Source organism: Mycobacterium sp. (assembly GCF_040509115.1).
Lineage (GTDB): Bacteria > Actinomycetota > Actinomycetes > Mycobacteriales > Mycobacteriaceae > Mycobacterium.
This window is the reverse complement of the sequence record NZ_JBEVLO010000028.1, coordinates 1-22,521: the sequence shown is the minus strand read 5'-3', so window position 1 is coordinate 22,521 and position 22,521 is coordinate 1. Positions and strand designations below refer to the sequence as shown.

The window sequence follows — 22,521 nt, the reverse complement described above, 5'->3', positions numbered from 1 at the left end:
CCTGTGGCCGGGGCTGGCGATCCGCCCGGTCAAGGGCGAGGTGTTGCGGCTGCGGTGGCGCCGCGGCTGCATGCCGTTGCCGCAGCGCGTGATCCGGGCCAGGGTCCACGGTCGGCAGGTGTACCTGGTGCCTCGCGCGGACGGCGTCGTCGTCGGCGCGACCCAGTACGAGCACGGCCGGGACACCGCGCCGTCCGTCGCGGGGGTGCGGGAGCTCCTCGACGACGCATGTGAGGTGATGCCCGCCCTCGGTGAGTACGAACTCGCCGAGTGCGGGCATCACCTCGCACGCGTCGTCGAGCAGCTCGCGCACCCCCGCGACGGCGGGCGCGGTGTCCCTGCCGTGCTCGTACTGGGTCGCGCCGACGACGACGCCGTCGCCGCGCGGGACCAGGTAGACCTGCCTGCCGTGCACCCTGGCCCGAATCACGCGCTGCGGCACGGGCATACAGCCCTGGCGCCAGCGCAGCCGCAACACCTCGCCCTTGACCGGCCGGATCGGCAGCCCCGGCCACAGGGTGGGGGCGTCGATGCCGTTGGCGATCACCACGGAGTCGGCGTCAGCCCGTGCGTCGTCCAGCGTGCGCACCGGAGGCGCCCACCGGACGCCGAGACCTTCGCAATGCGCGGCGAGCGCCGCGACCATGGCCCGATTGTCCACCGCCAGTTCGGTTTCCGCGACGAAACCGTGCCGAATGCCCTGCGCCAGCAGTGGTTCAAGATCACGTGCCGCGGTCGTGGCGGTCACCGGATGCCCCTGAGCGGCCAGCCAATCGCGCACGGTGGCCAGGTCTGCCGCATCGGCGCGGTCGACCGCGACCACCAGCGACTCACGGGCGGTGACGACCTGGGCGGGAAGACCGTCGAGGAAGCCGTCGTGCCACATCCGCAGGGAGTCCAGCCCGATCCGAAGGAGCCGGTCCTCCCCCGGCCAGCCCTCACTGTGCGGCGCCAACATGCCGCCTGCGACCCACGATGCACCCCGCTGATCGGTGCGGTGCACGCGGACCGACCAACCGTCGAGCGCCGCCCGACGGGCGACCGACAGGCCGATGACACCGCCGCCCACGACGGCCAGCGATCGCCCGATCGGATTCGAATGAGGAGTCAAGGCCTTCCTTCCTACGCCGGCATGACCCGGATCAGGTGTGACGGTAAGGGTGAACCGCACCCACTCTCAGCCCCCGGTCTCGGGACTCCCGCGTCGCGTGGTCAAGCGTACTGCCAGTCGCTAACGTTCGCGGTGTGTCACGTCCTTCCACGCCACCGGCCCAAGACCCACGCGAGCGCCTCGCCGATGCCCGCCTCTACCTGTGCACCGACGCGCGACGGGAGCGCGGCGACCTTGCCGAGTTCGCCGATGCGGCGCTGGCGGGCGGCGTCGACGTCATCCAACTGCGGGACAAGGGCTCGGCGGGCGAGGAGGCGTTCGGCGCGCTCGAGGCGCGCGACGAACTCGCCGCGCTCGAGATCCTCGCCGACGCGGCCCGCCGCCACGGCGCCCTGTTCGCCGTCAACGACCGGGCCGACATCGCCATGGCTTCGGGCGCCGACGTGCTGCACCTCGGCCAGGGTGACCTGCCGCTGAGGGTGGCCCGCGACATCGTCGGGCCCCGCCCGGTGATCGGCCGGTCCACCCACGACCCCGCTCAGGTGGCCGACGCGGTGGCCGCGTCGGAGACGGAGATCGACTACTTCTGCGTCGGCCCGTGCTGGCCGACGCCGACCAAGCCGGGTCGAACGGCGGCAGGCCTCGACCTGGTCCGCACGGCGGCCCAGTCGCCCACCGCGATGCCGTGGTTCGCGATCGGCGGCATCGACGCCGAGCGGCTCCCCGAGGTGCTCGACGCGGGCGCCCGTCGCATCGTGGTGGTCCGCGCCATCACCGCGGCCGAGGATCCCGCCGCCGCGGCCAGCCGGCTGAGGGCGGCGGTGACGGCTCGCGTCTAGCAGGGGTCGCGGTCGATCCGAAGGGGCGTCTCGAACGGATAGGCCGCCGACTCCGTGCGCAGCCGGTCCCAGCTGGCCGCGAACCCGGGATGCAGCGGAAGGTCGGCCACCTCGTCCTCCGGGACCCAGCGCAGTTCGGCGCTCTCGCGGTTGGGCAGCGTCGCCAACGGTTCCGGCGCGTCGGCGATCACCGTCGTGTAGCTCCACGCGGGCCGTCCGGAGCCGAAGACCTGAGCGGTGACGACCGTCCCCCGCACCACCAGCTGATCGGCGGTGAGCCCGGCCTCCTCGTGAGCTTCGCGGACGGCAGCCTGCTCGACGGTCTCGTGGCTGTCGCGGGCTCCGCCCGGTAGTCCCCACGTGCCACCCTGATGACTCCACGGCGCGCGGTGCTGCAGCAGCACCGCGGCCCGGCCATCGGGTTGCGGGGCACGCAGCATCAGCCCCGCCGCGCCATGCCTGCCCCAGAACTGAGCGCCGTCGTCCGAAAAGACCCAACCGTCCCCGTCGCCGCGCACGCGTTTCAGGATAGGGCGCGTTCGGGAATTGGGGCGGGCCGAGTTCGCGCCGCTCGCCGTGGGGGTAGGCGTGGGGTAGGCGCGGTGGTCGCGTGATGGGGGTTCGGGCAGAGGGTTCTGGGAATGTCCCGCGCGCCCCGCCCCCTGCTCTTAGAATTCCTTTACAGTTGAGGAGTCGGGAATTGAGCACCGAAAGTAGAGGTCCGCGCACAGGTGACTGTGGAGTTGGCGCACCCTTCTACCGAACCGCTGGCGTCTCGGTCACCGACCTCGCCAGCGCACCCTCGGTGGTGGTTCCTGTGGACCACTCCTGGCCGCATTCTGACCATCGGCTTCGTCCTTGCCGCTCTGGTGATTTCGTGCGCGTTCGCGACGTCGACCACGATCAACAATCGTCAGCAGGCGTTGACCACCGTTCTCGATCACACCGAGCCGCTGGCGTTCGCGGCAGGCGAGCTCTATACGACCCTCTCGGTAGCCGACGCGGCGGCCGCGACGGCATTCATCGCAGGCGCCGAACCCCGTGACGTCCGGCAACGCTACGAACAGGCCATCACCGACGCGGCTGCCGCCGTGACCCGGTCCTCCAGCGGTCTCACCGACGACGAGATGGTGCGACTGCTGGGGCGGATCAATGCTCAGCTCGCCGTCTACACCGGGTTGGTCGAGACGGCCCGGACCAACAACCGCGCCGGGAACCCCGTCGGTTCGTCGTACCTGTCCGAGGCGTCGTCCCTGATGCAGACCCAGATCCTGCCCGACGCCCAGCGACTGTACGAGCGCACGTCCCAGCAGGTCGACGTCGAGACCACGGCGTCGACCAGGATCCCGGCCCCGGTGATCCTGGTGGTGCTTGCCACGCTGATGTTCGGGGCCTTCGCCAACCGTTGGCTGGCGCGACGGACGCGACGCCGGGTCAACATCGGCTTCGTCGCGGGCGGGATGGCGGTGCTCGTCATGATCGTGTGGGTGGGCACCGCGCTGACGATCTCCACCGCAGACAGCCGCAGCGCCAAGAGCACCGCCGCCGAGTCGCTGAAGACCGTCACCAGCATGGCGATCACCGCCCAGCAGGCCCGGGCCGACGAGACCTTGTCGTTGATCCGCCGCGGTGACGAGGGCGTCCGCAAGCAGTCCTACTACCAGCGCATCGACGCCATGCAGCAGCAGTTGGCCGACTACCTCGGTCGTGACGACGCCATCGACAAGGCGGATCTGGCCGACGCCGAGCAGTTGTTGCGCCGGTGGCGCGCCGCCGACGACCGGATCAACGCCTACATCGCGGTCGGCAACTACCAGGCTGCGACGCAGGTGGCGCTCGGCACGGGCGAGGACGACTCCACGCCCGCGTTCGACAAGCTCGACGCCGCATTGACGAAGGGCATCGCGGAGAGCCGCCAGCAGTTGCGCAACGACATCGTCAACGCCAGACGCGTGCTGTCGGGGGCGACGGTCGGTGCGGCCGCGCTCAGCATCATCGCCGCGATCGCGGTGGGGCTCGGGCTGTGGCCCAGATTGAGCGAGTACAGATGAGTGGCATGGCGATGAGCGCTCGCGCGAAGAGCAGAGTGGCGACGATGAGCGCTCGCGCGAAGAGCAGACGGACGATGAGCGCTCGCGCGAAGAGCAGAGTGGCGGTGCTGCTGGTGGCGGTGGCGGTACTGGCCGGGTGTAGCCAGTCCGCGCCCGTGGTCCAGGTGCCGAGCGTGACGCTGGCGCCGCCGACCCCTGCGGGGATGCAGGAGGTGGCGCCCGAACTCGTCCCACCGCCGCCCGAGGCCGACGACGACGACTGCACCGCAAGCCTGCGTCCGTTCCCCACCAAGGCCGAAGGTGAGGAGGCCGTCCAGAACATCCGCAACCGCGGACGGCTCATCGTGGGACTCGACATCGGAAGCAACCTGTTCAGCTTCCGAGACCCGATCACTGGACAGATCACCGGTTTCGACGTGGACATCGCCGGCGAGGTGGCCCGTGACATCTTCGGCACCCCGTCACAGGTCGAGTACCGCATCCTGTCCTCGGCCGACCGCGTCGCGGCCCTGCAGAACAACCAGGTCGACATCGTCGTCAAGACGATGAGCATCACGTGCGAACGCAAGGAACTGGTGAACTTCTCGACGGAATATCTGTCGGCCAATCAACGGATCCTCGCGCCACGCGACTCGGCCATCTCCCAGGCCTCCGACCTGTCGGGCAAGCGGGTGTGCGCGGTGAAGGGCACCACGTCGTTGCAACGCATCCAGGAGATCACCCCGCCTCCGGTGATCGTCGAGGTGGTCACGTGGGCGGATTGTCTGGTGGCCCTTCAACAACGTCAGGTCGACGCCGTCAGCACCGATGATTCGATCCTGGCAGGCCTGGTGTCCCAGGATCCGTATCTGCACATCGTCGGACCGTCGATGGCCGAGGAGCCCTACGGCATCGGTGTCAACAAGGACAACCCGGGTCTGGTGCGGTTCGTCAACGGCACCCTCGATCGGGTCCGGCGCGACGGAACGTGGAACACGCTGTACCGCAAGTGGTTGACGGTGCTGGGACCGGCTCCCGCGCCCCCCGTGCCGAGGTACGAGGACTGATGGCCGCCGACCCGCAGTCCGGCAAGCCGACCGAAGCGATCACCGACGAGATCACCGACGACTCCCCTGACCCCGCCCCGGCGGCGGGCCCCGATGACGAGGCCTACCCGGGCACCCAGCCCGCCGAGGCGATGACCTACGACTCCCTGGCGACCATGCGGCCGCAGGCCACCCAGGCGGTGTTCCGGCCGAACTTCGATGACTCCGGCGAGATCTCGGTGCCAACCGGGGAGACCGAACCCCACGAGACGACGATGCTGACCCGTCAGTGGTCGCCGATCCGACGACTCGGGGGCGGACTGGTCGAGGTGCCGCGAGTGCCGGAGAGGGACCCGCTGGAAGCGCTGATGACCAACCCCGTGGTCGCCGAGGCCAAGCGGTTCTGCTGGAACTGCGGCAAGCCCGTCGGCCGCTCCACCTCCGACGGCGAAGCCCTGTCCGAGGGCTGGTGCCCACACTGCGGAAGCCCGTATTCGTTTCTCCCGCAACTGAGTCCGGGCGACATGGTGATCGACCAGTACGAGATCAAGGGTTGCATCGCGCACGGCGGGCTCGGCTGGATCTATCTGGCGTTCGACAAGAACGTCAACGACCGGCCGGTGGTGCTCAAGGGCCTGGTGCACTCCGGTGACGCCGAGGCACAGTCCATCGCGATGGCCGAACGGCAGTTCCTCGCCGAGGTCACCCACCCCGGAATCGTCAAGATCTTCAACTTCGTCGAGCACGACGACAAGAACGGCGACCCCGTCGGTTACATCGTGATGGAGTACGTCGGCGGTACGTCGCTCAAGCAGGCCAAGGGGTTCCGGCTGCCGGTCGCGCAGGCGATCGCCTACATGCTCGAAATCCTTCCCGCACTTGGCTATCTGCACTCCGTCGGGCTGGTCTACAACGACCTCAAACCCGAGAACATCATGGTCACCGAGGAGCAGCTCAAGCTGATCGACCTCGGCGCGGTGTCGCGGCTCAACTCGTACGGATTCCTGTATGGCACACCCGGATACCAGGCGCCCGAGATCGTCAAGACCGGTCCCACCGTCGCCACCGACATCTACACCGTCGGCCGGACCCTCGCCGCGTTGACGCTGGAGCTGCGGACCCGCAACGGCCGATATGACGACGGGCTGCCCGAGGACGATCCGGTTCTCGCACGGTACGACTCGTTCGGCAGGCTGCTGCGGCGAGCCATCGATCCCGACCCGCGTCGCCGCTTCGCCAGCGCCGAGGAGATGTCCGGCCAGCTGATCGGCGTGCTGCGGGAGGTGGTCGCGAGGGACTTCGGCACACCGCGCCCAGGTCTTTCGACGGTGTTCAGCCCGTCGCGGTCCACCTTCGGCGTCGACCTTCTGGTCGCCCACACCGACGTCTACCTGGATGGGCAGGTGCACTCCGAGAAGCTGACCGCGCAGGAGATCGTCAAGGCCCTTCAGGTGCCGTTGGTCGACCCGGCGGACGTTGGCGCGCCGATACTTTCGGCGACGGTGATGAGCCAGCCCGTTCAGACACTCGACTCGCTTCGGGCGGCCAGGCACGGATCGCTGGATTCCGAGGGCATCGATCTGACCGAGTCGATCGAGTTGCCGCTCATGGAGGTTCGTGCGCTGCTCGACCTCGGCGACGTCGCGAAGGCCAACCGCAAACTCGACGACCTGTCCGATCGTGTCGGCTGGCGCTGGCGGCTGGTGTGGTTCCGCGCCGTCGCCGAATTGCTCTCCGCCGACTACGAATCCGCCACCAAGCACTTCACCGAGGTGCTCGACACCCTCCCCGGCGAGCTCGCCCCCAAGCTGGCTCTGGCGGCGACCGCCGAGCTGTGTGGGTCCTCCGACGAACGCACCTTCTACAAGACCGTCTGGAACACCGACAACGGCATCATCTCGGCGGGTTTCGGCCTGGCCCGGGCGCAGTCCGCCGGCGCCCAGCGCGACCAGGCCGTCACGACCTTGGATCAGGTCCCGGCCACGTCAAGGCATTTCACGACGGCACGGCTCACCAGCGCCGTCACGTTGCTGTCCGGTCGGTCCGGAAGCGAGATCACCGAATCGCAGATCCGAGACGCCGCCCGCCGCGTCGAGGTGCTGCCGGACACCGAACCGCGGGTGCTGCAGATCCGCGCGCTCGTTCTCGGCACGGCCATGGACTGGCTGGCGGACAACACCGCCAGCACCAACCACATCCTCGGCTTCCCGTTCACCGAGCACGGCCTGCGGCTCGGCGTCGAGTCGTCACTGCGCGGTCTGGCCCGTGTCGCGCCGACGCAGGAACACCGTTACGCGCTGGTCGATCTGGCCAACAGTGTGCGCCCGATGAGCACCTTCTAGCACTGGCGGCTTCGCGAGCGCACCAGTTGCCCGCGCTTCACCGCGATGCGCCCGGACACGACGCCTCACTGGGCCGAGATCGCCCCGATGCACCCGCGGGCGATCGCCAATTCCTCGTTGGTGGGGATGACGAGCACCTTGACGGGCGACGTCTCGAACGAAATGCGCCGCGGCGAGCGGGCGGGGCTGTCGTTGAGATGCTCGTCGAGCTCGATGCCCAGCGGCGCAAGACCGCTCAGCGCGTCGCGCCGCACCATGGCGTCGTTCTCGCCGACGCCCGCGGTGAACGTAATGACGTCGGTGTTGCCCAGCAGCGCGAGATATGCGCCGATGTACTTGCGCAACCGGTGAATGTAGACCTGGTAGGCCAATTGAGCGTTCTCGTCGCCCTCGTCGATGAGCTGGTGCAACACCCGGAAGTCGATCTTGCCGCCGAGGCCGAGCACGCCCGACCGGCGGTTGAGCATCGTCTCGACGTCCTCGATGCTCATCCCCGCCTCACGGCAGAGGTACATGATCACGCCGGGGTCGACGTCACCCGACCGCGTCCCCATCACCAGGCCCTCCATCGGTGTCAACCCCATCGACGTGTCCTGCGGACGACCGCCGACGATCGCCGACGCGGACGCCCCGTTGCCCAGGTGCAGCACGATCTGGTTCAGCGACTCCAGCGGCGCGTCGAGGAACACCGCAGCTTGCTCACTGACGTACTGATGCGACGTACCGTGAAAGCCGTAGCGGCGAATGTGCCACTGCGCGGCCAACTCCCGATCGATCGCATAATTCGCCGCGGCAGGCGGCAGATTGTGGAAGTAGGCCGTGTCGAACACCGCGACGTGTGGAAGATCCGGCAGCACCCTGCGGGCGACCTCGATGCCGAGGATCGCGGGCGGATTGTGTAGCGGCGCCAGCGGAGACAACTCCTTCAGGGTGGCGATCAATGCGTCGTCGACCACCGTCGGCCGGTAGAGGTCCGGCCCACCGTGCACGACCCGGTGCCCAACCGCGATCAAATCGGCCTCGTCGAGGTCGCAGCCCGCCTCGGACAGTTCGACGAAGACCGCCCGCAGGGCTGCTTCGTGGTCGACGACGTCGCCTTCGCCGATGCGCTCGATGATGCCGTCGGCCACCTGTCGACCCGAATCCGGCTCCACCACGGCATATTTCAACGACGACGAGCCGCAGTTGAGGACCAGGACCGATCCCGCATTGCTCCTCGGGTCCGCGGCGCTCATTTGCCCTGCGCCTGAATCGCCGTGATGGCCACCGTGTTGACGATGTCCTCCACCAGTGCACCGCGGGACAGGTCGTTGACCGGTTTGTTCAGCCCCTGCAGCACCGGCCCGATGGCGATCGCACCGGCGCTGCGCTGCACCGCCTTGTAGGTGTTGTTGCCGGTGTTCAGGTCGGGGAAGATCAGCACCGTCGCGCGTCCGGCGACCGGCGAATCGGGCATCTTCGTGGCGGCGACGGAGGGCTCCACCGCGGCGTCGTACTGGATCGGGCCCTCGACGAGGAGATCGGGTTCGCGGGCGCGCACCAGTTCCGTGGCCGTCCTGACCTTGTCGACGTCGGCGCCGGTGCCGGACGTGCCGGTCGAGTAGGACAGCATCGCCACCCGCGGGTCGATTCCGAACTGGGCGGCCGTGCGGGCCGACGAGATCGCGATGTCTGCGAGCTGTTCGGCCGTCGGATCGGGAACGATGGCGCAGTCGCCGTATGCCAGCACCTCGTCGGCCAAGCACATCAGGAAGATGCTCGACACCGTCGAGACGTCCGGCATCGTCTTGATGATCTCGAAGGCGGGGCGCACCGTGTGCGCCGTGGTGTGCGTGGCACCGGACACCATGCCGTCGACCATGTCGTTGTGCACCAGCATGGTTCCGAAGTACGAGACGTCGTGGATGGTCTCGCGCGCCTGCTCGACGGTGACGCCCTTGCGCTTGCGCAGTTGTGCGTACTGCTCGGCGAACTGGTCGCACAGCTCGCTGGTTCTCGGATCGATGACGACGGCGTCGGCCAGGTCTACCCCGAGTTCGGCGGCGCGCGCCCGCACCGCGGGTTCGTCGCCGAGGATGGTCAGGTGGGCGACCGACCGCTTCAACAGCCTGCCGGCCGCCCGGAGGATGCGGTCGTCGTCGCCTTCCGGCAGCACGATGCGCCTGCGGTCGGAGCGCGCGCGATCCAGCAAGTGGTAGGCGAACATCTGCGGCGTCACCACCGATGGAATCGAAATCGACAGCTGCGCAATCAATTCGGCGGTGTCGACGTGGGTGTCCATCAGGTCGAGCGCGGTGTCGATCTTGCGTTGTGAGGTCGCCGTGACCCGACCTCTGGCCTGCGCGACGGAGCGCGCGGTGTCGTAGGTGCCGAGGTCGGTCGCGATGATCGGAAGCCGCAGCCCCAACCCGGACACCAACGCCGCGATCGACGGGTGCAGTGCCAGCCCGCCGTTGAGGATCAGGCAGGACAACGACGGAAAGCCCTCTGCGGCATGTGCGCTCGCCATCGCCAGCACCACGTCGGACCGGTCGCCCGGGGTGATGACCGCCATGCCGTCGGTGAGCCGCTCCAGCACGTGCTCGGCGGTCATCCCGGCGACCAGCACACCGAGCGCCTCCCGCGAGAGCAGATCGTCGTCGCCGCTGATGACCTCGCCGCGCACGGCGTCGCGGAGTTCGGCGACCGACGGCGCAACGAGCAGTGGCTCTTCTGGCAGCACGTAGCAGTTCACCCCGTCCGGCGCGGTGCGCTTCAGCGCCGACGCGACGGCGTCGAGTTCGCTTGGCTCGCAACGATTCGCGACCACGGCGGCGGTGTGGGCGTGTTGCCCGGCGATCTCCGACAGACAGAGCTCGACGACGTGCGCGACGTCGTCGGGAGTGCGTCCGGCGGCCCGCACGGCCAACACGATGGGAGCGCCGAGGTTGACGGCGATGCGGGCGTTGACCGACAGCTCACTCGGCGACGCGACGTCGGTGTAGTCGCTCCCGACGATCAGCACGGCGTCACAGCGCTCGGCGACCTGGTGGTAGCGGTCGACGATGTCCGCGAGCGCCGACTCCGGATCGTCGTGCAGCTGCTGATACCCGACGCCGACGCACTCGTCGTAGGAGAGGCCCACCGTGGTGTGCGCCAGCAGCAGTTCGAGGATGTAGTCGCGATCCTCGCCAGGCCCATCGCCCCGGTCACTGCGCTCCTGCCCCCGCGAAACACGGGTGATCGGCCGGAACACTCCCACCTTCGCCACCGTCGCCGCGAGCCGGTGCAGGATGCCCAACGCGATGGTCGACTTTCCGGTGTCCCCCTCCGGTGAGGCGATGTAGATGGCGGAAACCGGGGAGCTTTGGGGAGTGTCGGCCACGCCCCCACCCTTCCTCATCCAGCTATCCGCTGCCACTGCCTCGCCGAAGTGTTCACCGAGTCAGTCGGTGCGCAACCCCGGTGACTCTTACGGTTCGAAGTCGGCGAGCCTCTCGGCGAGGTAGGCATTGAGTTCCTCGGAGCTGCCGCTCAAGCGCCCCTTGACGTCCAGGGAGTCGGCGTCGGCGAGGACCTCGAATGCGCCTGAGGCGACCCCGTCGTACCCCTGCGCGACCACGCTGGCCGCGCTGACCTTCGGCAACTCCCATCGTGCGGACATCGGCGTGTCGATCATCCCGACGATGAGGCCGGTCACGCTGGTCCGTTGAGCCGCCAGTTCGGCACGGGTCGCGTTCGTGGCCGACCACAGGGCCGCCTTCGATGCGGCGTACGCCGTCGGCACCGGAAGCCACGCCGCCAGCGACAGCACGTTGAGGATCGCGCCGCCGCCGTTGGCGGCCAGCACGGGAGCGAATGCCGTCGTGACGCGAAGGGTGCCAAAGAAGTTGGTCTCGAACACCCGGTGCGCAACGTCGTCGTCGCCAGCAGCGATCGACGCGTCGTCCTCGGGGGCGATCGCCGCATTGTTCACGACGAGGTCGACGTCCGACGCCGTTTGGGCGGCGTCGGCAATCGAGCGCGCATCGGTGAGGTCGAGAGGCAACGCCACCACTCGATCGTCGGTCCAACTCCGTGACGAACGTGCGGCGGCGTACACCCGGCGCGCGCCACGGTCGAGGGCCTGCTGCACGAACTCCCGCCCGAGCCCGCCGTTGGCTCCTGTCACCAGCACTGTCCGATCGTCGAGCCGCTCCGCCATCGTCGCTCCTGCTGTTAGGGTCGTGGGATAAGTGGGGTTCGTCCCCACTTGATTATGTGGGGAGAGTCCCCACTTTTGCAAGGGAACGGAGGACGTCGATGGCCGCACGGACCGCTCGACCCCTTCGCGCCGACGCCCAGCGCAACCGCGACGCAATCCTGCGCGCCGCCCGCGCGGCCTTCGAGGCCGCAGGGATCTTCGCGCCGATCGACGGGATCGCCACCGCCGCCGGCGTCGGAAATGCCACCCTCTACCGAAACTTCCCCACGAGGAACGACCTGCTCGCCGCCGTCATCGAGGACAGCTTCGGCGACCTACTGCACGAGTCGAAGGGCCTCGAACGCGACCTGCCTGCCGATGACGGGCTCCGCGAATGGCTGTATCGACTCGCGTGGCGACTCCGAATCTGGCACGACCTGCCGACCTGCATCGCGACCGCCATCGAGGACGCCAGCTCCCCCGTGCAGGATTTCTCCACCCGACTCGTCGACCGCACCAGGGACTTCCTCCACCGAGCCCGCGACCACGGATCGGCGTCGGGCTCCGTCACGGCGGCCGAACTGTTCGAGCTCGTCACCGCGATCTCGTGGGCGATCGACCGCTTCGGCGACGATCCGGGGCGGGCTCGCCATCGCGTCGCCCTGGCCACCGCGGGGGTATTCGCGGGGGAGCACCGAGTTGCGGCAACCCAACACTTAAGGTGATCGTGTGCAAAGGTCCCGGTTGGCCATCCTGGTGGTGTCCGTCGTCGTATCGCTCGCCACTGCGGGCCCAGCGCAGGCCGACGCGAACGACCAGCAGTACCTCGACCTACTGAAGGCCAATGGCCTGGCCTGCGGTGAGAGTGCCTTCGACTGCCCGCAGGGCGACGACTCGATGATCATGGTCGGCCACCAGATCTGCACGCAGCTCAAGGCCAATTCCAAGAGGTCGATCGCCGCCCTGATCATCCAGAACAAGCCGGGCGTCCAACCTCAGCAGGCCGCTGCGCTGGTGGCGGCCGCCGAGAGTTCGTACTGCCCAAGGGGCTAGCCGGAGCTCAGCCGAGCTTGCGCAACCGCGGCTCCAGGTCACGCTGGAACAGCTCGAGGAAGCGCCGCTGGTCGTGGCCGGGGGCGTGGAAGACCAGATGGTTCAGGCCCCAGTCCACGTAGTCCTTCACCTTCGCGACGGCCTCGTCGGGATCCGAGGCGACGATCCAGCGCTTGGCGACCTGCTCGATGGGCAGCTCGTCGGCGGCCTTCTCCATCTCCAGCGGGTCGTGGATGTTCGTCTTCTGCTCGGCAGTCAGCGATAGCGGCGCCCAGAACCGGGTGTTCTCCAGTGCCAACTCCGGATCGGTGTCGTACGAGATCTTGATCTCGATCATCCGGTCGATCGCGTCGGGGGCCTTGCCCGCCGCTTCCTCGCCCTCCTTCACCGCGGGGATGAGCTTGTCCTTGTAGAGCTCCTCGCCCTTGCCGGACGTGCAGATGAAGCCGTCGCCCGCGCGACCCGCATACTTGGCCACCTGCGGGCCGCCAGCAGCGATGTAGATCGGGATGCCTCCCTCGGGCACGTCGTAGATCGAGGCGCCCTTGGTCTTGTAGTACTCGCCGTCGAAGTCGACGCGGTCGCCCAGCCACAGCTCGCGCATCAGGCGCACCGACTCGCGCAGCCGCGCGTAGCGCTCCTTGAACTCCGGCCACTCACCCTCGTACCCGGTGGCGATCTCGTTGAGCGACTCTCCGGTGCCCACGCCCAAGAAGATCCGATCGGGATACAGGCAACCCATGGTGGCGAACGCCTGGGCAATCACCGCCGGGTTGTACCGGAACGTCGGCGTCAGCACCGAAGTGCCCAGCACCAGTCGCTTGGTGCGCTCGCCGACCGCCGTCATCCACGCCAACGAGAACGGCGCGTGTCCACCCTCGTGTCGCCACGGCTGGAAGTGATCGCTGACCGTCGCACTGTCCATCCCGTGCGCCTCGGCCTCCACGGCCAGTTCGACGAGCTCGCGTGGGGCGAACTGCTCCGCCGACGCCTTGTATCCCAACTTGAGTTCAGCCATGTCCCATTGCTCCTGACCCTGGTCTTCGCGCAAGCGGCTCATCTCGCGTCCGCACAGTATGTTTCTACCCCTCGGAGCAGCGGCGTATTCCGTCGGCTGGGTTTTCGGCGACGATTTCCCCCCGCCTAGACTGGCCGCGTGGCGACCTCAATCCGGTTGGAGCAGATCACCGACACCATCCACTTCGTGCAGACCGACCTCGTCAACTGGACCCTCGTCTCCGACGGCAACGGTGTGGTGATCATCGACGCAGGCTTCCCCGGTCAACGCGACCAGATGCTCGCCTCGGTGCGCCAACTTGGCTTCGACGTCGGCGACATTCACGCGGTGCTGCTCACACACGCCCACGTCGACCACTTCGGTACGGCCATCTGGCTGGCCAAAACCCATGGCACACCGGTCTTCTGCCACGCAGACGAGGTCGGCCACGCGCATCGCGAGTACCTGGAGCAGGTGTCTCCCCTCGACCTGGCCGCCAAGGCCTGGCTGCCCCGCTACCTGACCTGGTCGCTCAACATCGCCAGGGTCGGCGCCCTGACCAGGGACGGCATTCCGACCGCTCACGCGCTCACCGAGGACGTCGCGGCCGCACTGCCGGGCACGCCGATGCCGATTCCGAGTCCCGGTCACACGGGCGGCCACTGCTCCTACATCGTCGACGGGGTACTGGTCAGCGGCGACGCGCTGGTCACCGCGCATCCCGTCTCCACCATCCGCGGGCCACAACTGCTCCCCGGTCTGTTCAACCACGACCAGGACCAATGCGTGCGCAGCCTCGCGGCGTTGGGGATGCTCGACACCGACGTCCTGCTGCCGGGCCACGGGCCCGTGTGGCGCGGACCCGTCAGGGAAGCCGCCGAACAGGCCGCGCGATGACGCGCCCTGATTCCCTTGCAGGAGAATCGAATTCAATCCCTCAAGTGAGCACTTCGTAGCCGAGCAGGAACACCGACGTCAGGCACAAGCCGCACGCCACGATGATCGTGGGCATCAAGATCATCTGGTCGAGCTCCTCGTCGTCGAGGGCGTCATGCGCGACGGGCCCGAACATCACCCTGCCAAAGCGGGACTCCCTGGCGCCCCGCACGAAACGGCGCACGAACGCCGACTGCCGCTTTCGCGCGACCAGTGAGCGCAACCCGAATCCACCAGCGAACGCGACGATCGCGGCCACCAGTATCAACCAGCCCACCGTCAGCTGCGACAGCACCTTTGAAGCGTAGCCGTCCGACCGGTCGGGATGTCCCCGCTACGTGAGACTGGGTTGGATCCGCCCGTCAGGACGTCACCCACCGTTTGGCGATCAGCTCGTGGGAACGAAGCCGGTCGGCGTGGCCGTGCGTGACGGAGGTGATGACGAGCTCGTCGGCCCCGGAGAGGCGTTGCAGTGCATCCAGCCGGTGTGCAACCTGATCGGCATCGCCGACGAATTGGGTTGCGGTACGGTCCTTCACGACCTCTTGCTGGTCAGCAGTCAACGGTTGACTGAGGTCGGGGTCCGGGTACGGGATCGCGCCGTCGCCTTGACGGATGGCGTACACCCAGTGCCCGTAGGTGGACGCAAGGTGCCGCGCGGTGGCCTCGTCGTCGGCGACGACGATGTCCGCCGACACGACGACGTAGGGCTCGCGCAGCGCCTCCGACGGCTGAAAGGCGTTGCGGTACAGCTCGATTGCATCCAGCGCGGTCGCCGGGGTGATGTGGTAACTCGCGACGAAGGGCAGGCCGTTGGCGGCGGCCACCTGAGCGCTCTGACCCTTGCTGCTGCCGAACACCCACGGTCGCAGAGCCGAACCCTCACCCGGTGTGGCGTGCGCCTCGACACCGTCGACGCGGAAGGTGCCGTCGATCAGCGCGAGGATGTCGGCCACCTGGTCGCCGAAGTCCGGCGCATTGGCGTCGGGCTGCTGCAGCACCGACGACCTGGCGCGCAGACGGGGGTTCTGCAACATGGCAGTGATGTCGAACGGAGTCGGGATCACCACCCCGTCGACCTCCCGCCAGCTAGGGGGCGGCCCGGATGCGGCCGGACCCGTCTTCTTGGCTGGCGCAGCGGCGGCATCGCGCCGCCGCTGGCCCGACCGGCCCACGCCGAGGTCGATCCGACCCGGGTACAGCGCGTCGAGGATGCCGAAGCTCTCGACCACCGCAACGGCAGTGGTGTAGCCCAGCTGCACGGCGGCAGCCCCGACCTGAATCCGCTGGGTCGCCGCGGCGAGCTGACCGATGAGGACGACGGGCGACGAGCTCGCGACCGACACGAAGTGGTGCTCGGCAAGCCAGTAGCGCCGGTACCCCCAGAGCTCGGCGTGGCGAGCCAGATCGACGGTGTTGCGCAGCGCGGTCGGGGCGTTGGCGCCCTGCGACACGGGCGCGAGGTCGAGGATGGACAGGGGCACGTTCACGGTTGGATCACCTTCGGGGTCGGGGGCTGTGTCACGCCAGGTCCTTGAGGAACGCCATCGGGTAGACCTCGCCCTCGGCGGGTAACGGCTCGGGCAGTCTGCGGTAGCCGGTGTTCAGGTAGAGCGCCTCGGCTTCGGGTTGGCGGTCACCGGTGGTCAGATACACCCGCCGATAGCCGCGGCGCGTGATCTCGGCTTCGAGCTCGACGAGCAGCGCTTTGGCCAGACCACGGCGACGGTGCCCGCGATCGGTCCAGATGCGTTTCAGCTCGGCCGTTTCTGCGTCGAACCGGCGGAACGCGCCGCCGGTCACCGGCCGGTCGCCGACGGGTCCGCCGAGCAGTCCGATCAGCATGCCGCCGGTCGGCAGGGCGAACTCCTCGGCCGGGTAACCCCGCAGCCACGTCGAAATGCTGTCGGCGGTGCTGCCGTAGCGGGTGGCGTACTCGTCGGCGAGCTCGGCGAGCAGCGGTTCGGCCAGGGGATCGTCCTGGGCAACCGCCACGAACCGCAAGCCAGTCACCGTGGACAGGGACATCACCCCCATTCTCGACACCGCTCTAGACCTACCACCCTTGCCGACCTCACGACATGGTCCAACGTCGTGCGCCCGCCCGCATTCCAGATGGGGACCCCGATCGGGCATTGCCTCAGCATGATTCCAAGTTCAGCGCCGCGAACTCACGCTTCGAATCAGAACTTGACACATGTAAAGTTTGGTTTCGTGGACAACATCAGGGGCAGGACCATTGCGATCACGGGCGCCGCACGCGGTATCGGGCACGCCACCGCCAAGGCGCTACTGGCCCGCGGCGCACGCGTCGTCATCGGCGATCGTGACGTCGCGGTACTCGAGACGGCCGTCGCGGGCCTGGCGAAGTTCGGCCAGGTCACGGGCTATCCGCTCGACGTCACCGACCGGGAATCGTTCGAGGTGTTCCTCGACAAGGCGCGCACCGATGGAGACGGCCACGTCGACGTGCTGATCAACAACGCAGGCGTGATGCCGGTCGGCCCGTTCCTCGAGCAGACCGAGCAATCCATCCGCTCGTCGATCGAGGTCAACTTCTACGGCGTCCTCACGGGATGCCAGCTGGTGCTCCCCGAGATGGTTCGACGCCGCCGGGGTCACATCGTCAACATCGCGTCGATGGCCGGCATGGTCGCCGTCCCTGGCCAGGTGGTCTATGCGGGCACCAAGTTCGCGGTGGTCGGCCTGTCCACGGCGATGGCCGACGAATTCGCCCCGCAGGGCGTCGAGGTGACCGTCGTGCTGCCGACGTTCACCAACACCGAACTCATCGCGGGGACGAAGAACACCGGCGCTCAAAAGCCCGTCCAACCCGAGGACATCGCCGACGCCATCGTCAAGGCGCTCGACAAGCCCAAGACCCACGTGTCGGTCCCCACGCCGCTGCGCTTCGTCGGCGCCGTCACGTCGATGCTTGGGCCGCGCGGACGGCGTTGGTTGTCCAAGCAGATGGGCAACGACCACGTGTTCCTGGACTTCGACAAGACGGCGCGGCAAGCCTACGAGGCACGGGCACAGGCCGCCCAGGGCGTCATCGAGAAGTAGGGCCGCCGCGAGCCCGCATGATCGCGGCCAATTCGGCGCGGGTGGACACGCCGACCCGCTGGCACGCCCGGAGCACGTGCCCCTCGACGGTCCGCACCGACATGCACAGCCGGTCGGCGATGTCCCTATTGGTCAGGTCCACCGCGACCAGTTCCGCGATCTCGCGCTGCCTGCCCGTGAGTGGCACCGGCGTCGCGGCACTGCGAATGGCAGGCGTGTTGAGGCCGCCGCAGGCGCGGGCCAACCCGTCGGCCGTCGACGCGGCCAACAGCCCGCTGCCCCGGTGCTGGGCGGCCATGAACGCCACCGCCGCCTGTGCTTCGGCGTCGGCCGCGGTGGACCGGTCGCCGATCGCCAGGTAGGCGCCCGCCGCGGCACGCAGCCCGTCGCCGCTGCCGGAGCGCAACGATTCAGCATGCAGCGCAACGGCTTCGGCCAACGGAAGCGCCAGGCGTTGCGCCAATTCGCGGGTCCGCACGACGATGTCGCCCGATCCGTCGACGGCCCCCCACTGCAGGGCGGCTTGAAAACAGGCCAATTCGTGGGTGGGCTGATCCCGCTTGCGTGCCGTCCCCGCCTCGACAAGGACCGTGTCGACGGCCTCGGCGAGCGATCCGCCTGCCGCCTGCGTCCAACCCGTCGCCAACGCCAACCCGGTCTGCATGAACAGGAAGTCGGGCGGAACCCCCCGACGTGCCTCCGCCAGCATCGCCGCGGCCGCGTCGGCGTCCCCCAGCTTGGCGTAGAGCTCCGCAAGCGCGAACGTGCATGCGGGGCGCAATCCCGTCGTGATGCCCTGGTCCTCCACACCCGCGAGGGCCTCGCGCAGCATCGTCGCTGCCGCCCGCAGGTCGCCCCGCATCAGTTCGGCGCTGCCAAGCAGGAAGACCAGGTTGGCGTACGCCAGCGACGGCACGTCCTTGGCCAGAGCCGACAGCACCTCCGCAGCGTCGTGCACCTGCTCGATGCGCCCGGTCAGCCTGCACGCCCTGGCGTAGACACCCGCTGCCCAGAACCGCAGGTGCGACGACTCGTACGAGTTCGTCGCACGGTCGAGTGCGGCAGGCGCCACCGCCGAGAGCTCATCGACGTGGCCGAGGGCACCGCAGGCCATCACCATGGCCACGGCCGCGAGCATCGCCCCGAGATCCGACAGCGCGGCGAAGCTCAGCGCCGCGGCCGCCTTCTGCTCGGCTGCCGCAGCCCGGGCGAAGACGGCGTCGACGCACGCTTCGATGGCGAACCGTTCCGCCCGCTCGGCCTCGGTCTCGGCCCCCGCGGCGAGTTCACCGAGGATGCGCGCCGCCTCGGCGGGCCTTCCGAGCATCCAGATCAGATTGGCGGCCCGCACGGTGGACCACCGGTGATGGCCGGCGCCGCCGCGCGTCGCGAGCTCGCCGAGCAGTTCCTCCGCCGCTGCGCCCTGGCCTGCGAGGAACCGGTTGATCGCCTGCAGCTCGACGGCCTCCACCGAGCCGAGCGCGGCAGCGGCCGCGGCGAATCGGTCCGCCAGGTCGAGGTCGAGCAGCCTCATGGCGTGCCTGGCGGCGGTCAGGAACAGAAGCGGCTCCTGGGGCAGGTTCGATTCGAGCACCAGGAGCGCCCTGCGCACCGTGGCCTGCGGCTCACGATCGGTGTCCGTCGACAGTCGCCGCGCCAGGTCGCCGCGCACCGTCGACAGGTGCAGTTCGCCGACCGCCGCGCGCCGCAGTTCGCCGAACAGGGGGTGCGCCAGCCGCACGGTCAGCCCCACCGCCGAGCGCTCGACGGTGATCAGGTGCATGCGTTCGGCCGCTGCCAGGCAGTCGGATCCCACCAGATCGGCGAGAATCCCGGCCTCCAACGGCTCGTACAGCGACAGCACGTCGACCACCCTGGCGAGATCCGATGGCAACCGGTTCAATCGGTTGCCGACGAGATCGCCCATGCTTTGCGACACGGCGACGCCGCCGTCCCACATTCGAACGCCCGCCGCGGTCCTGATCGTGTCGGCCGCCACCTGGTCCCTGACCAACTGCTGCAGGTAGAGCGGGTTGCCGCCGGTGAGCTGATGGAACCGCTCCGCGCTGCGGGCCGTCACCGGACCACCGAGCAGGTCCTCGACCATCTTGCGACTTGCACTCTCCGACAACGGATTCAGATCCAGCCGCGCCAGGAGACCATCCTTCCACAACGCCGTCACCGCGTCCGGTTGATCGGTGCCGGTGCGCAGCGTCACCACGAGGCGGGCCTCACGGGTCTGGGCAAGGTGGTGAACGACGTGCGCCGAAAACCCGTCGAGCAGATGCGCATCGTCGACACCGATGAGTAAGCGCCGGCCACCACTGGGGCCCACCAGCGAATCGATGACCCGCCGGACGCTTGGAGCGGTTGCTGCCATCGCCGTCATCGCTTCGCTGCTAAGTGTTGTAGTGAACGCCCCCAACGGAATCGGGCGGGCCGATTCGGTGCCCACGACCCAGCTGGTCCTCGCGCCCGCGCGCGCCATCAGCTCCTTGGCAAGCCGTGTCTTGCCCACTCCCGCCGCCCCGGCGATCACCACCCCCGCGTACTCGGAGGATCCGCCAAGGGCACGGCCGAGTTCCGCCAGTTCCGTTTCCCGCCCGTTCAGCGAATCACCGCTGATCACGGCCAAACTATAACCGCCCCCACGGCATCGCCGTGATCAAACGGCGGGGTGTCGGTGCAAGTCGGGCACCGCGTCGCCCGGCCGGTCACCCTCGATCAGATCATGACGTGCGGCCACTCCGGATCGGTGCGCCAGATCCGCGTGGCCGGTTCCACCGTCCCGTCCAGTTCCCCGGGCACCTCGATCCCCGATGGCGTGACGAACTCGTCGGTGGGCGACCTACCCGAGCGCCTGGTCCAGATCCGCGATCAGATCCTCGGTGCCCTCGAGCCCGATGGAGACTCGAACGACCCCGTCGCCCAAGCCGATTGCCGCGCGACCCTCTGGACCCATCGCGCGGTGGGTGGTCGTCGCCGGGTGCGTGATCAGCGACTTGGCGTCACCCAGATTGTTCGAGATGTCGATCACCGCAAGCTTGTCGAGCACCTCGAACGCCCGCTGCTTGGCCGCGTCCGAACCACCGGCGCTGGCCAACTCGAACGTGACGACCGTGCCACCGCCGCGCATCTGCCGCTTGGCCAGGTCGTATTGCGGGTGGGATTCCAGGAACGGATACTTCACCCACGACACCGACGGATGCCCCTCGAGGAACTCCGCGACGCGTTGCGCCGAGCTGTTGGAGTAGTTCACCCGAACGGCAAGCGTCTCAAGGCCCTTGAGCATGGTCCACGCGTTGAAGGCGCTCATCGCCGGACCGGTGTGGCGCATCAGCTTCTGTACGGGGCCGTCGATGTACTCCTTGTCGCCGAGGATGGCGCCCCCGAGCACCCGGCCCTGGCCGTCGATGTGCTTGGTACCGGAGTACACGACGACGTCGGCCCCAAGCGGCATGCCCTGCTGCAGCAGCGGTGTGGCGAAGACGTTGTCCAACACCACCTTTGCGCCCGCAGCGTGGGCGAGGTCGCACACCGCGGCGATGTCGACGAGCGACTGCATCGGGTTGGACGGCGTCTCGAAGAACACCGCCTGGGTGGGCACCGACAGTGCCTCCTCCCACTGCGCGAGGTCCTCGCCGTCGACGAAGACGACCTCGACGCCCCAGCGCGGCAGGATCTCGCTGCACACCACGAAGCAGGAGCCGAACAGGCTACGGGCGGCGACCAGTCGATCTCCGGCACCGAGGAGGGCACCGAGGGCGGTGAACACCGCCGCCATGCCCGACGCCGTCGCGAACGCCGCAGGCGCATCCTCGATCAGCCGAAGGCGCTCCTCGAACATCGAGATCGTCGGGTTGCCGTAGCGCGAGTAGACGTACCGGTCGATCTCACCGGTGAACGCCTTCTCCGCGTCGGCCGCCGAGGCGTAGACGTAGCCCGACGTCAGGTAGAGGGCCTCGGAGGTCTCCTCGAAGTTGGACCGCAGCAGGCCGCCACGAACCCCGATGGTCTCCTGGCTGACACCGTCGGGCAACGCCTTCGGGATGCGGACGCTCGGCACTGGTTCGCTCATGACTGCCTCCACGGCAGGCCGACGGCCTTCCAGCCGCTTGCTCCGCGATGGCCCGCCTCGTCGAGGTTGCCCTCGAACCCGTCGAGCACGTTGAAGGACGGCGTCATCCCCGCCCCGGTGGCGGCCTCGGCCGCACCGATGGAGCGATTGCCTGAGCGACACAGGAAGACCACCGGACGCTCACCGGGAGTCACCCCGGCGGAGACCAGATCGTCGACGAAGCGGTCGTTGTGCGAACCGTCGGAGCGATTCCACTCGACGTAGACGACGTCTCTTGGAGAAGCGGCGTCGCGGCGCAGCGAGGACACGTCGGGGACGCCGACGAAGCGCCACTCGGCCTCGGTGCGACAGTCGACCAGCACGGCCTCGGGATCGTCCGCCAACAGCTTCCACGCCTCTTCAGGGGTGATGTCTCCCGCATAACTCACGACCGCGAGTGTCCCATATCTAGCCGGTGCAAACCTTCCAGGCTCCGTCCTCCTGGACGAAGCTCACCTCGCCGGGAGTCTTCGTCTCAGCGGTCTTGTCGAAGTGATAGGTCACCGTTGCCGACGCGCGCGCACCGTCGACGCTGATGTCGGTGACGTCGTCGAGATAGCGCTCACCGTTCTTGGTCACCGAATCCCGTTGGCGCGCAAGGAAGTCCGCCTCGGACCCCTGCTTCGCACGACAGGTGAAGTCACGGAACTTGCCGTAGTCCTGGCGTTGCATCGCGTCGTTCTGCCCGACGGCCGCCTTCGCCACCTGGTCCCCAGGTGTCGTGGTGTCCGACCCGAACACGTTGAACAGGACGATTCCGAGGATGACGAGCGCGAAGACCGCCAACCCGCCGAGGACCGGGGCGAGGGTCGGGCGGTCGGC

The 22,521-nt window shown here is 68.4% G+C and carries 21 protein-coding genes; 8 read left to right on the top strand and 13 right to left on the bottom strand.

What is annotated here, in order from left to right:
• The coding region (thiO, locus tag ABW137_RS02505; protein WP_526396553.1) for a glycine oxidase ThiO at positions 1-1,090 on the bottom strand (1,090 nt) is incomplete at its 3' end.
• A gap of 155 nt (positions 1,091-1,245) precedes the next feature.
• Between thiO and thiE the strand changes: the two genes are divergently transcribed.
• Complete coding sequence (gene thiE, locus ABW137_RS02500; RefSeq protein ID WP_526396545.1) at positions 1,246-1,950, top strand: thiamine phosphate synthase; 705 nt, start codon at positions 1,246-1,248, stop codon at positions 1,948-1,950.
• Here the strand turns inward: thiE and ABW137_RS02495 are convergent.
• On the bottom strand, positions 1,947-2,468 hold the full coding sequence (locus ABW137_RS02495; RefSeq protein ID WP_526396543.1) for an NUDIX hydrolase: 522 nt from the start codon (positions 2,466-2,468) through the stop codon (positions 1,947-1,949). The genes thiE and ABW137_RS02495 overlap by 4 nt on opposite strands.
• A gap of 213 nt (positions 2,469-2,681) precedes the next feature.
• On the opposite strand from ABW137_RS02495, the gene glnX reads away from it, so the two are divergent.
• From glnX to ABW137_RS02480, 3 genes are all read left to right on the top strand, one after another.
• A complete protein-coding gene (glnX, locus tag ABW137_RS02490) occupies positions 2,682-4,001 on the top strand; it encodes a protein kinase G-activating protein GlnX (protein WP_526396541.1) in 1,320 nt (439 codons plus the stop codon).
• Between the two features lie 74 nt (positions 4,002-4,075).
• Positions 4,076-5,047: a glutamate ABC transporter substrate-binding protein gene (locus ABW137_RS02485; protein WP_526396551.1), complete on the top strand. Its 972-nt coding sequence runs from the start codon at positions 4,076-4,078 to the stop codon at positions 5,045-5,047.
• A 131-nt stretch (positions 5,048-5,178) separates the two neighbouring features.
• The gene (locus ABW137_RS02480) at positions 5,179-7,368 is read left to right on the top strand and encodes a tetratricopeptide repeat protein (protein WP_526396549.1); all 2,190 of its coding nucleotides are present in this window, start codon (positions 5,179-5,181) and stop codon (positions 7,366-7,368) included.
• A 65-nt stretch (positions 7,369-7,433) separates the two neighbouring features.
• On the opposite strand, the gene ABW137_RS02475 is transcribed toward ABW137_RS02480, so the two are convergent.
• The 3 genes from ABW137_RS02475 to ABW137_RS02465 form a co-directional block, all read right to left on the bottom strand.
• Entirely contained in the window at positions 7,434-8,603 is a 1,170-nt protein-coding gene (locus ABW137_RS02475) for an acetate/propionate family kinase (RefSeq protein WP_526396539.1), read from the bottom strand.
• A complete protein-coding gene (pta, locus tag ABW137_RS02470) occupies positions 8,600-10,732 on the bottom strand; it encodes a phosphate acetyltransferase (RefSeq protein ID WP_526396538.1) in 2,133 nt (710 codons plus the stop codon). The genes ABW137_RS02475 and pta overlap by 4 nt, the downstream gene beginning before the upstream one ends.
• Positions 10,733-10,819: 87 nt before the next feature.
• Positions 10,820-11,551: an SDR family oxidoreductase gene (locus ABW137_RS02465; protein WP_526396536.1), complete on the bottom strand. Its 732-nt coding sequence runs from the start codon at positions 11,549-11,551 to the stop codon at positions 10,820-10,822.
• Positions 11,552-11,649: 98 nt separating this feature from the next.
• Between ABW137_RS02465 and ABW137_RS02460 the strand changes: the two genes are divergently transcribed.
• Positions 11,650-12,255 carry a TetR/AcrR family transcriptional regulator gene (locus ABW137_RS02460; protein ID WP_526396534.1) on the top strand — a complete coding sequence of 202 codons (606 nt, stop codon included), beginning with the start codon at positions 11,650-11,652 and terminating at the stop codon, positions 12,253-12,255.
• Between the two features lie 4 nt (positions 12,256-12,259).
• Positions 12,260-12,583, top strand: coding sequence for a DUF732 domain-containing protein (locus ABW137_RS02455; RefSeq protein ID WP_526396532.1), 324 nt, complete (start codon positions 12,260-12,262; stop codon positions 12,581-12,583).
• Between the two features lie 7 nt (positions 12,584-12,590).
• Here ABW137_RS02455 and fgd read toward each other — a convergent pair whose 3' ends face one another.
• A complete protein-coding gene (gene fgd / locus ABW137_RS02450; protein WP_526396530.1) occupies positions 12,591-13,601 on the bottom strand; it encodes a glucose-6-phosphate dehydrogenase (coenzyme-F420) in 1,011 nt (336 codons plus the stop codon).
• A gap of 138 nt (positions 13,602-13,739) precedes the next feature.
• Between fgd and ABW137_RS02445 the strand changes: the two genes are divergently transcribed.
• Positions 13,740-14,477 carry an MBL fold metallo-hydrolase gene (locus tag ABW137_RS02445; RefSeq protein WP_526396528.1) on the top strand — a complete coding sequence of 246 codons (738 nt, stop codon included), beginning with the start codon at positions 13,740-13,742 and terminating at the stop codon, positions 14,475-14,477.
• A gap of 40 nt (positions 14,478-14,517) precedes the next feature.
• Here ABW137_RS02445 and ABW137_RS02440 read toward each other — a convergent pair whose 3' ends face one another.
• The 3 genes from ABW137_RS02440 to ABW137_RS02430 all read right to left on the bottom strand — a co-directional run bounded on the left by ABW137_RS02440 (position 14,518) and on the right by ABW137_RS02430 (position 16,553).
• Positions 14,518-14,808, bottom strand: a complete 291-nt coding sequence (locus ABW137_RS02440) for a hypothetical protein (RefSeq protein ID WP_526396547.1) — start codon at positions 14,806-14,808, stop codon at positions 14,518-14,520.
• A 70-nt stretch (positions 14,809-14,878) separates the two neighbouring features.
• Positions 14,879-16,006 (bottom strand): LLM class flavin-dependent oxidoreductase, encoded by a 1,128-nt coding sequence (locus ABW137_RS02435; protein WP_526396526.1) that lies wholly within the window; start codon positions 16,004-16,006, stop codon positions 14,879-14,881.
• A 31-nt stretch (positions 16,007-16,037) separates the two neighbouring features.
• A complete protein-coding gene (locus ABW137_RS02430; RefSeq protein ID WP_526396524.1) occupies positions 16,038-16,553 on the bottom strand; it encodes a GNAT family N-acetyltransferase in 516 nt (171 codons plus the stop codon).
• Positions 16,554-16,730: 177 nt separating this feature from the next.
• Here ABW137_RS02430 and ABW137_RS02425 point away from each other — a divergent pair, with 177 nt between their 5' ends.
• Positions 16,731-17,582 (top strand): SDR family NAD(P)-dependent oxidoreductase, encoded by an 852-nt coding sequence (locus tag ABW137_RS02425; protein WP_526396522.1) that lies wholly within the window; start codon positions 16,731-16,733, stop codon positions 17,580-17,582.
• Here ABW137_RS02425 and ABW137_RS02420 read toward each other — a convergent pair.
• From ABW137_RS02420 to ABW137_RS02405, 4 genes are all read right to left on the bottom strand, one after another.
• On the bottom strand, positions 17,569-20,211 hold the full coding sequence (locus tag ABW137_RS02420; RefSeq protein WP_526396520.1) for an AAA family ATPase: 2,643 nt from the start codon (positions 20,209-20,211) through the stop codon (positions 17,569-17,571). The two genes, ABW137_RS02425 and ABW137_RS02420, sit on opposite strands and share 14 nt — an antisense overlap.
• 219 nt (positions 20,212-20,430) lie before the next feature.
• Positions 20,431-21,660 carry an O-succinylhomoserine sulfhydrylase gene (locus tag ABW137_RS02415; RefSeq protein WP_526396518.1) on the bottom strand — a complete coding sequence of 410 codons (1,230 nt, stop codon included), beginning with the start codon at positions 21,658-21,660 and terminating at the stop codon, positions 20,431-20,433.
• Positions 21,657-22,088 carry a rhodanese-like domain-containing protein gene (locus ABW137_RS02410; RefSeq protein WP_526396516.1) on the bottom strand — a complete coding sequence of 144 codons (432 nt, stop codon included), beginning with the start codon at positions 22,086-22,088 and terminating at the stop codon, positions 21,657-21,659. Before ABW137_RS02410 ends, ABW137_RS02415 begins: the two co-directional genes overlap by 4 nt.
• A 19-nt stretch (positions 22,089-22,107) precedes the next feature.
• Positions 22,108-22,521 (bottom strand): Rv0361 family membrane protein (locus tag ABW137_RS02405; protein WP_526396514.1); only part of this gene is annotated, 414 nt, incomplete at its 5' end.

What these genes read in the sequence shown, in the direction of transcription:
- fgd (WP_526396530.1), bottom strand. Translation starts at nt 13,601, where the DNA reads ATGGCTGAACTCAAGTTGGGATACAAGGCGTCGGCGGAGCAGTTCGCC.
- ABW137_RS02475 (WP_526396539.1), bottom strand. Translation starts at nt 8,603, where the DNA reads ATGAGCGCCGCGGACCCGAGGAGCAATGCGGGATCGGTCCTGGTCCTC.
- ABW137_RS02480 (WP_526396549.1), top strand. Translation starts at nt 5,179, where the DNA reads ATGACCTACGACTCCCTGGCGACCATGCGGCCGCAGGCCACCCAGGCG.
- ABW137_RS02465 (WP_526396536.1), bottom strand. Translation starts at nt 11,551, where the DNA reads ATGGCGGAGCGGCTCGACGATCGGACAGTGCTGGTGACAGGAGCCAAC.
- ABW137_RS02460 (WP_526396534.1), top strand. Translation starts at nt 11,650, where the DNA reads ATGGCCGCACGGACCGCTCGACCCCTTCGCGCCGACGCCCAGCGCAAC.
- ABW137_RS02485 (WP_526396551.1), top strand. Translation starts at nt 4,076, where the DNA reads ATGAGCGCTCGCGCGAAGAGCAGAGTGGCGGTGCTGCTGGTGGCGGTG.
- ABW137_RS02415 (WP_526396518.1), bottom strand. Translation starts at nt 21,660, where the DNA reads ATGAGCGAACCAGTGCCGAGCGTCCGCATCCCGAAGGCGTTGCCCGAC.
- ABW137_RS02430 (WP_526396524.1), bottom strand. Translation starts at nt 16,553, where the DNA reads ATGGGGGTGATGTCCCTGTCCACGGTGACTGGCTTGCGGTTCGTGGCG.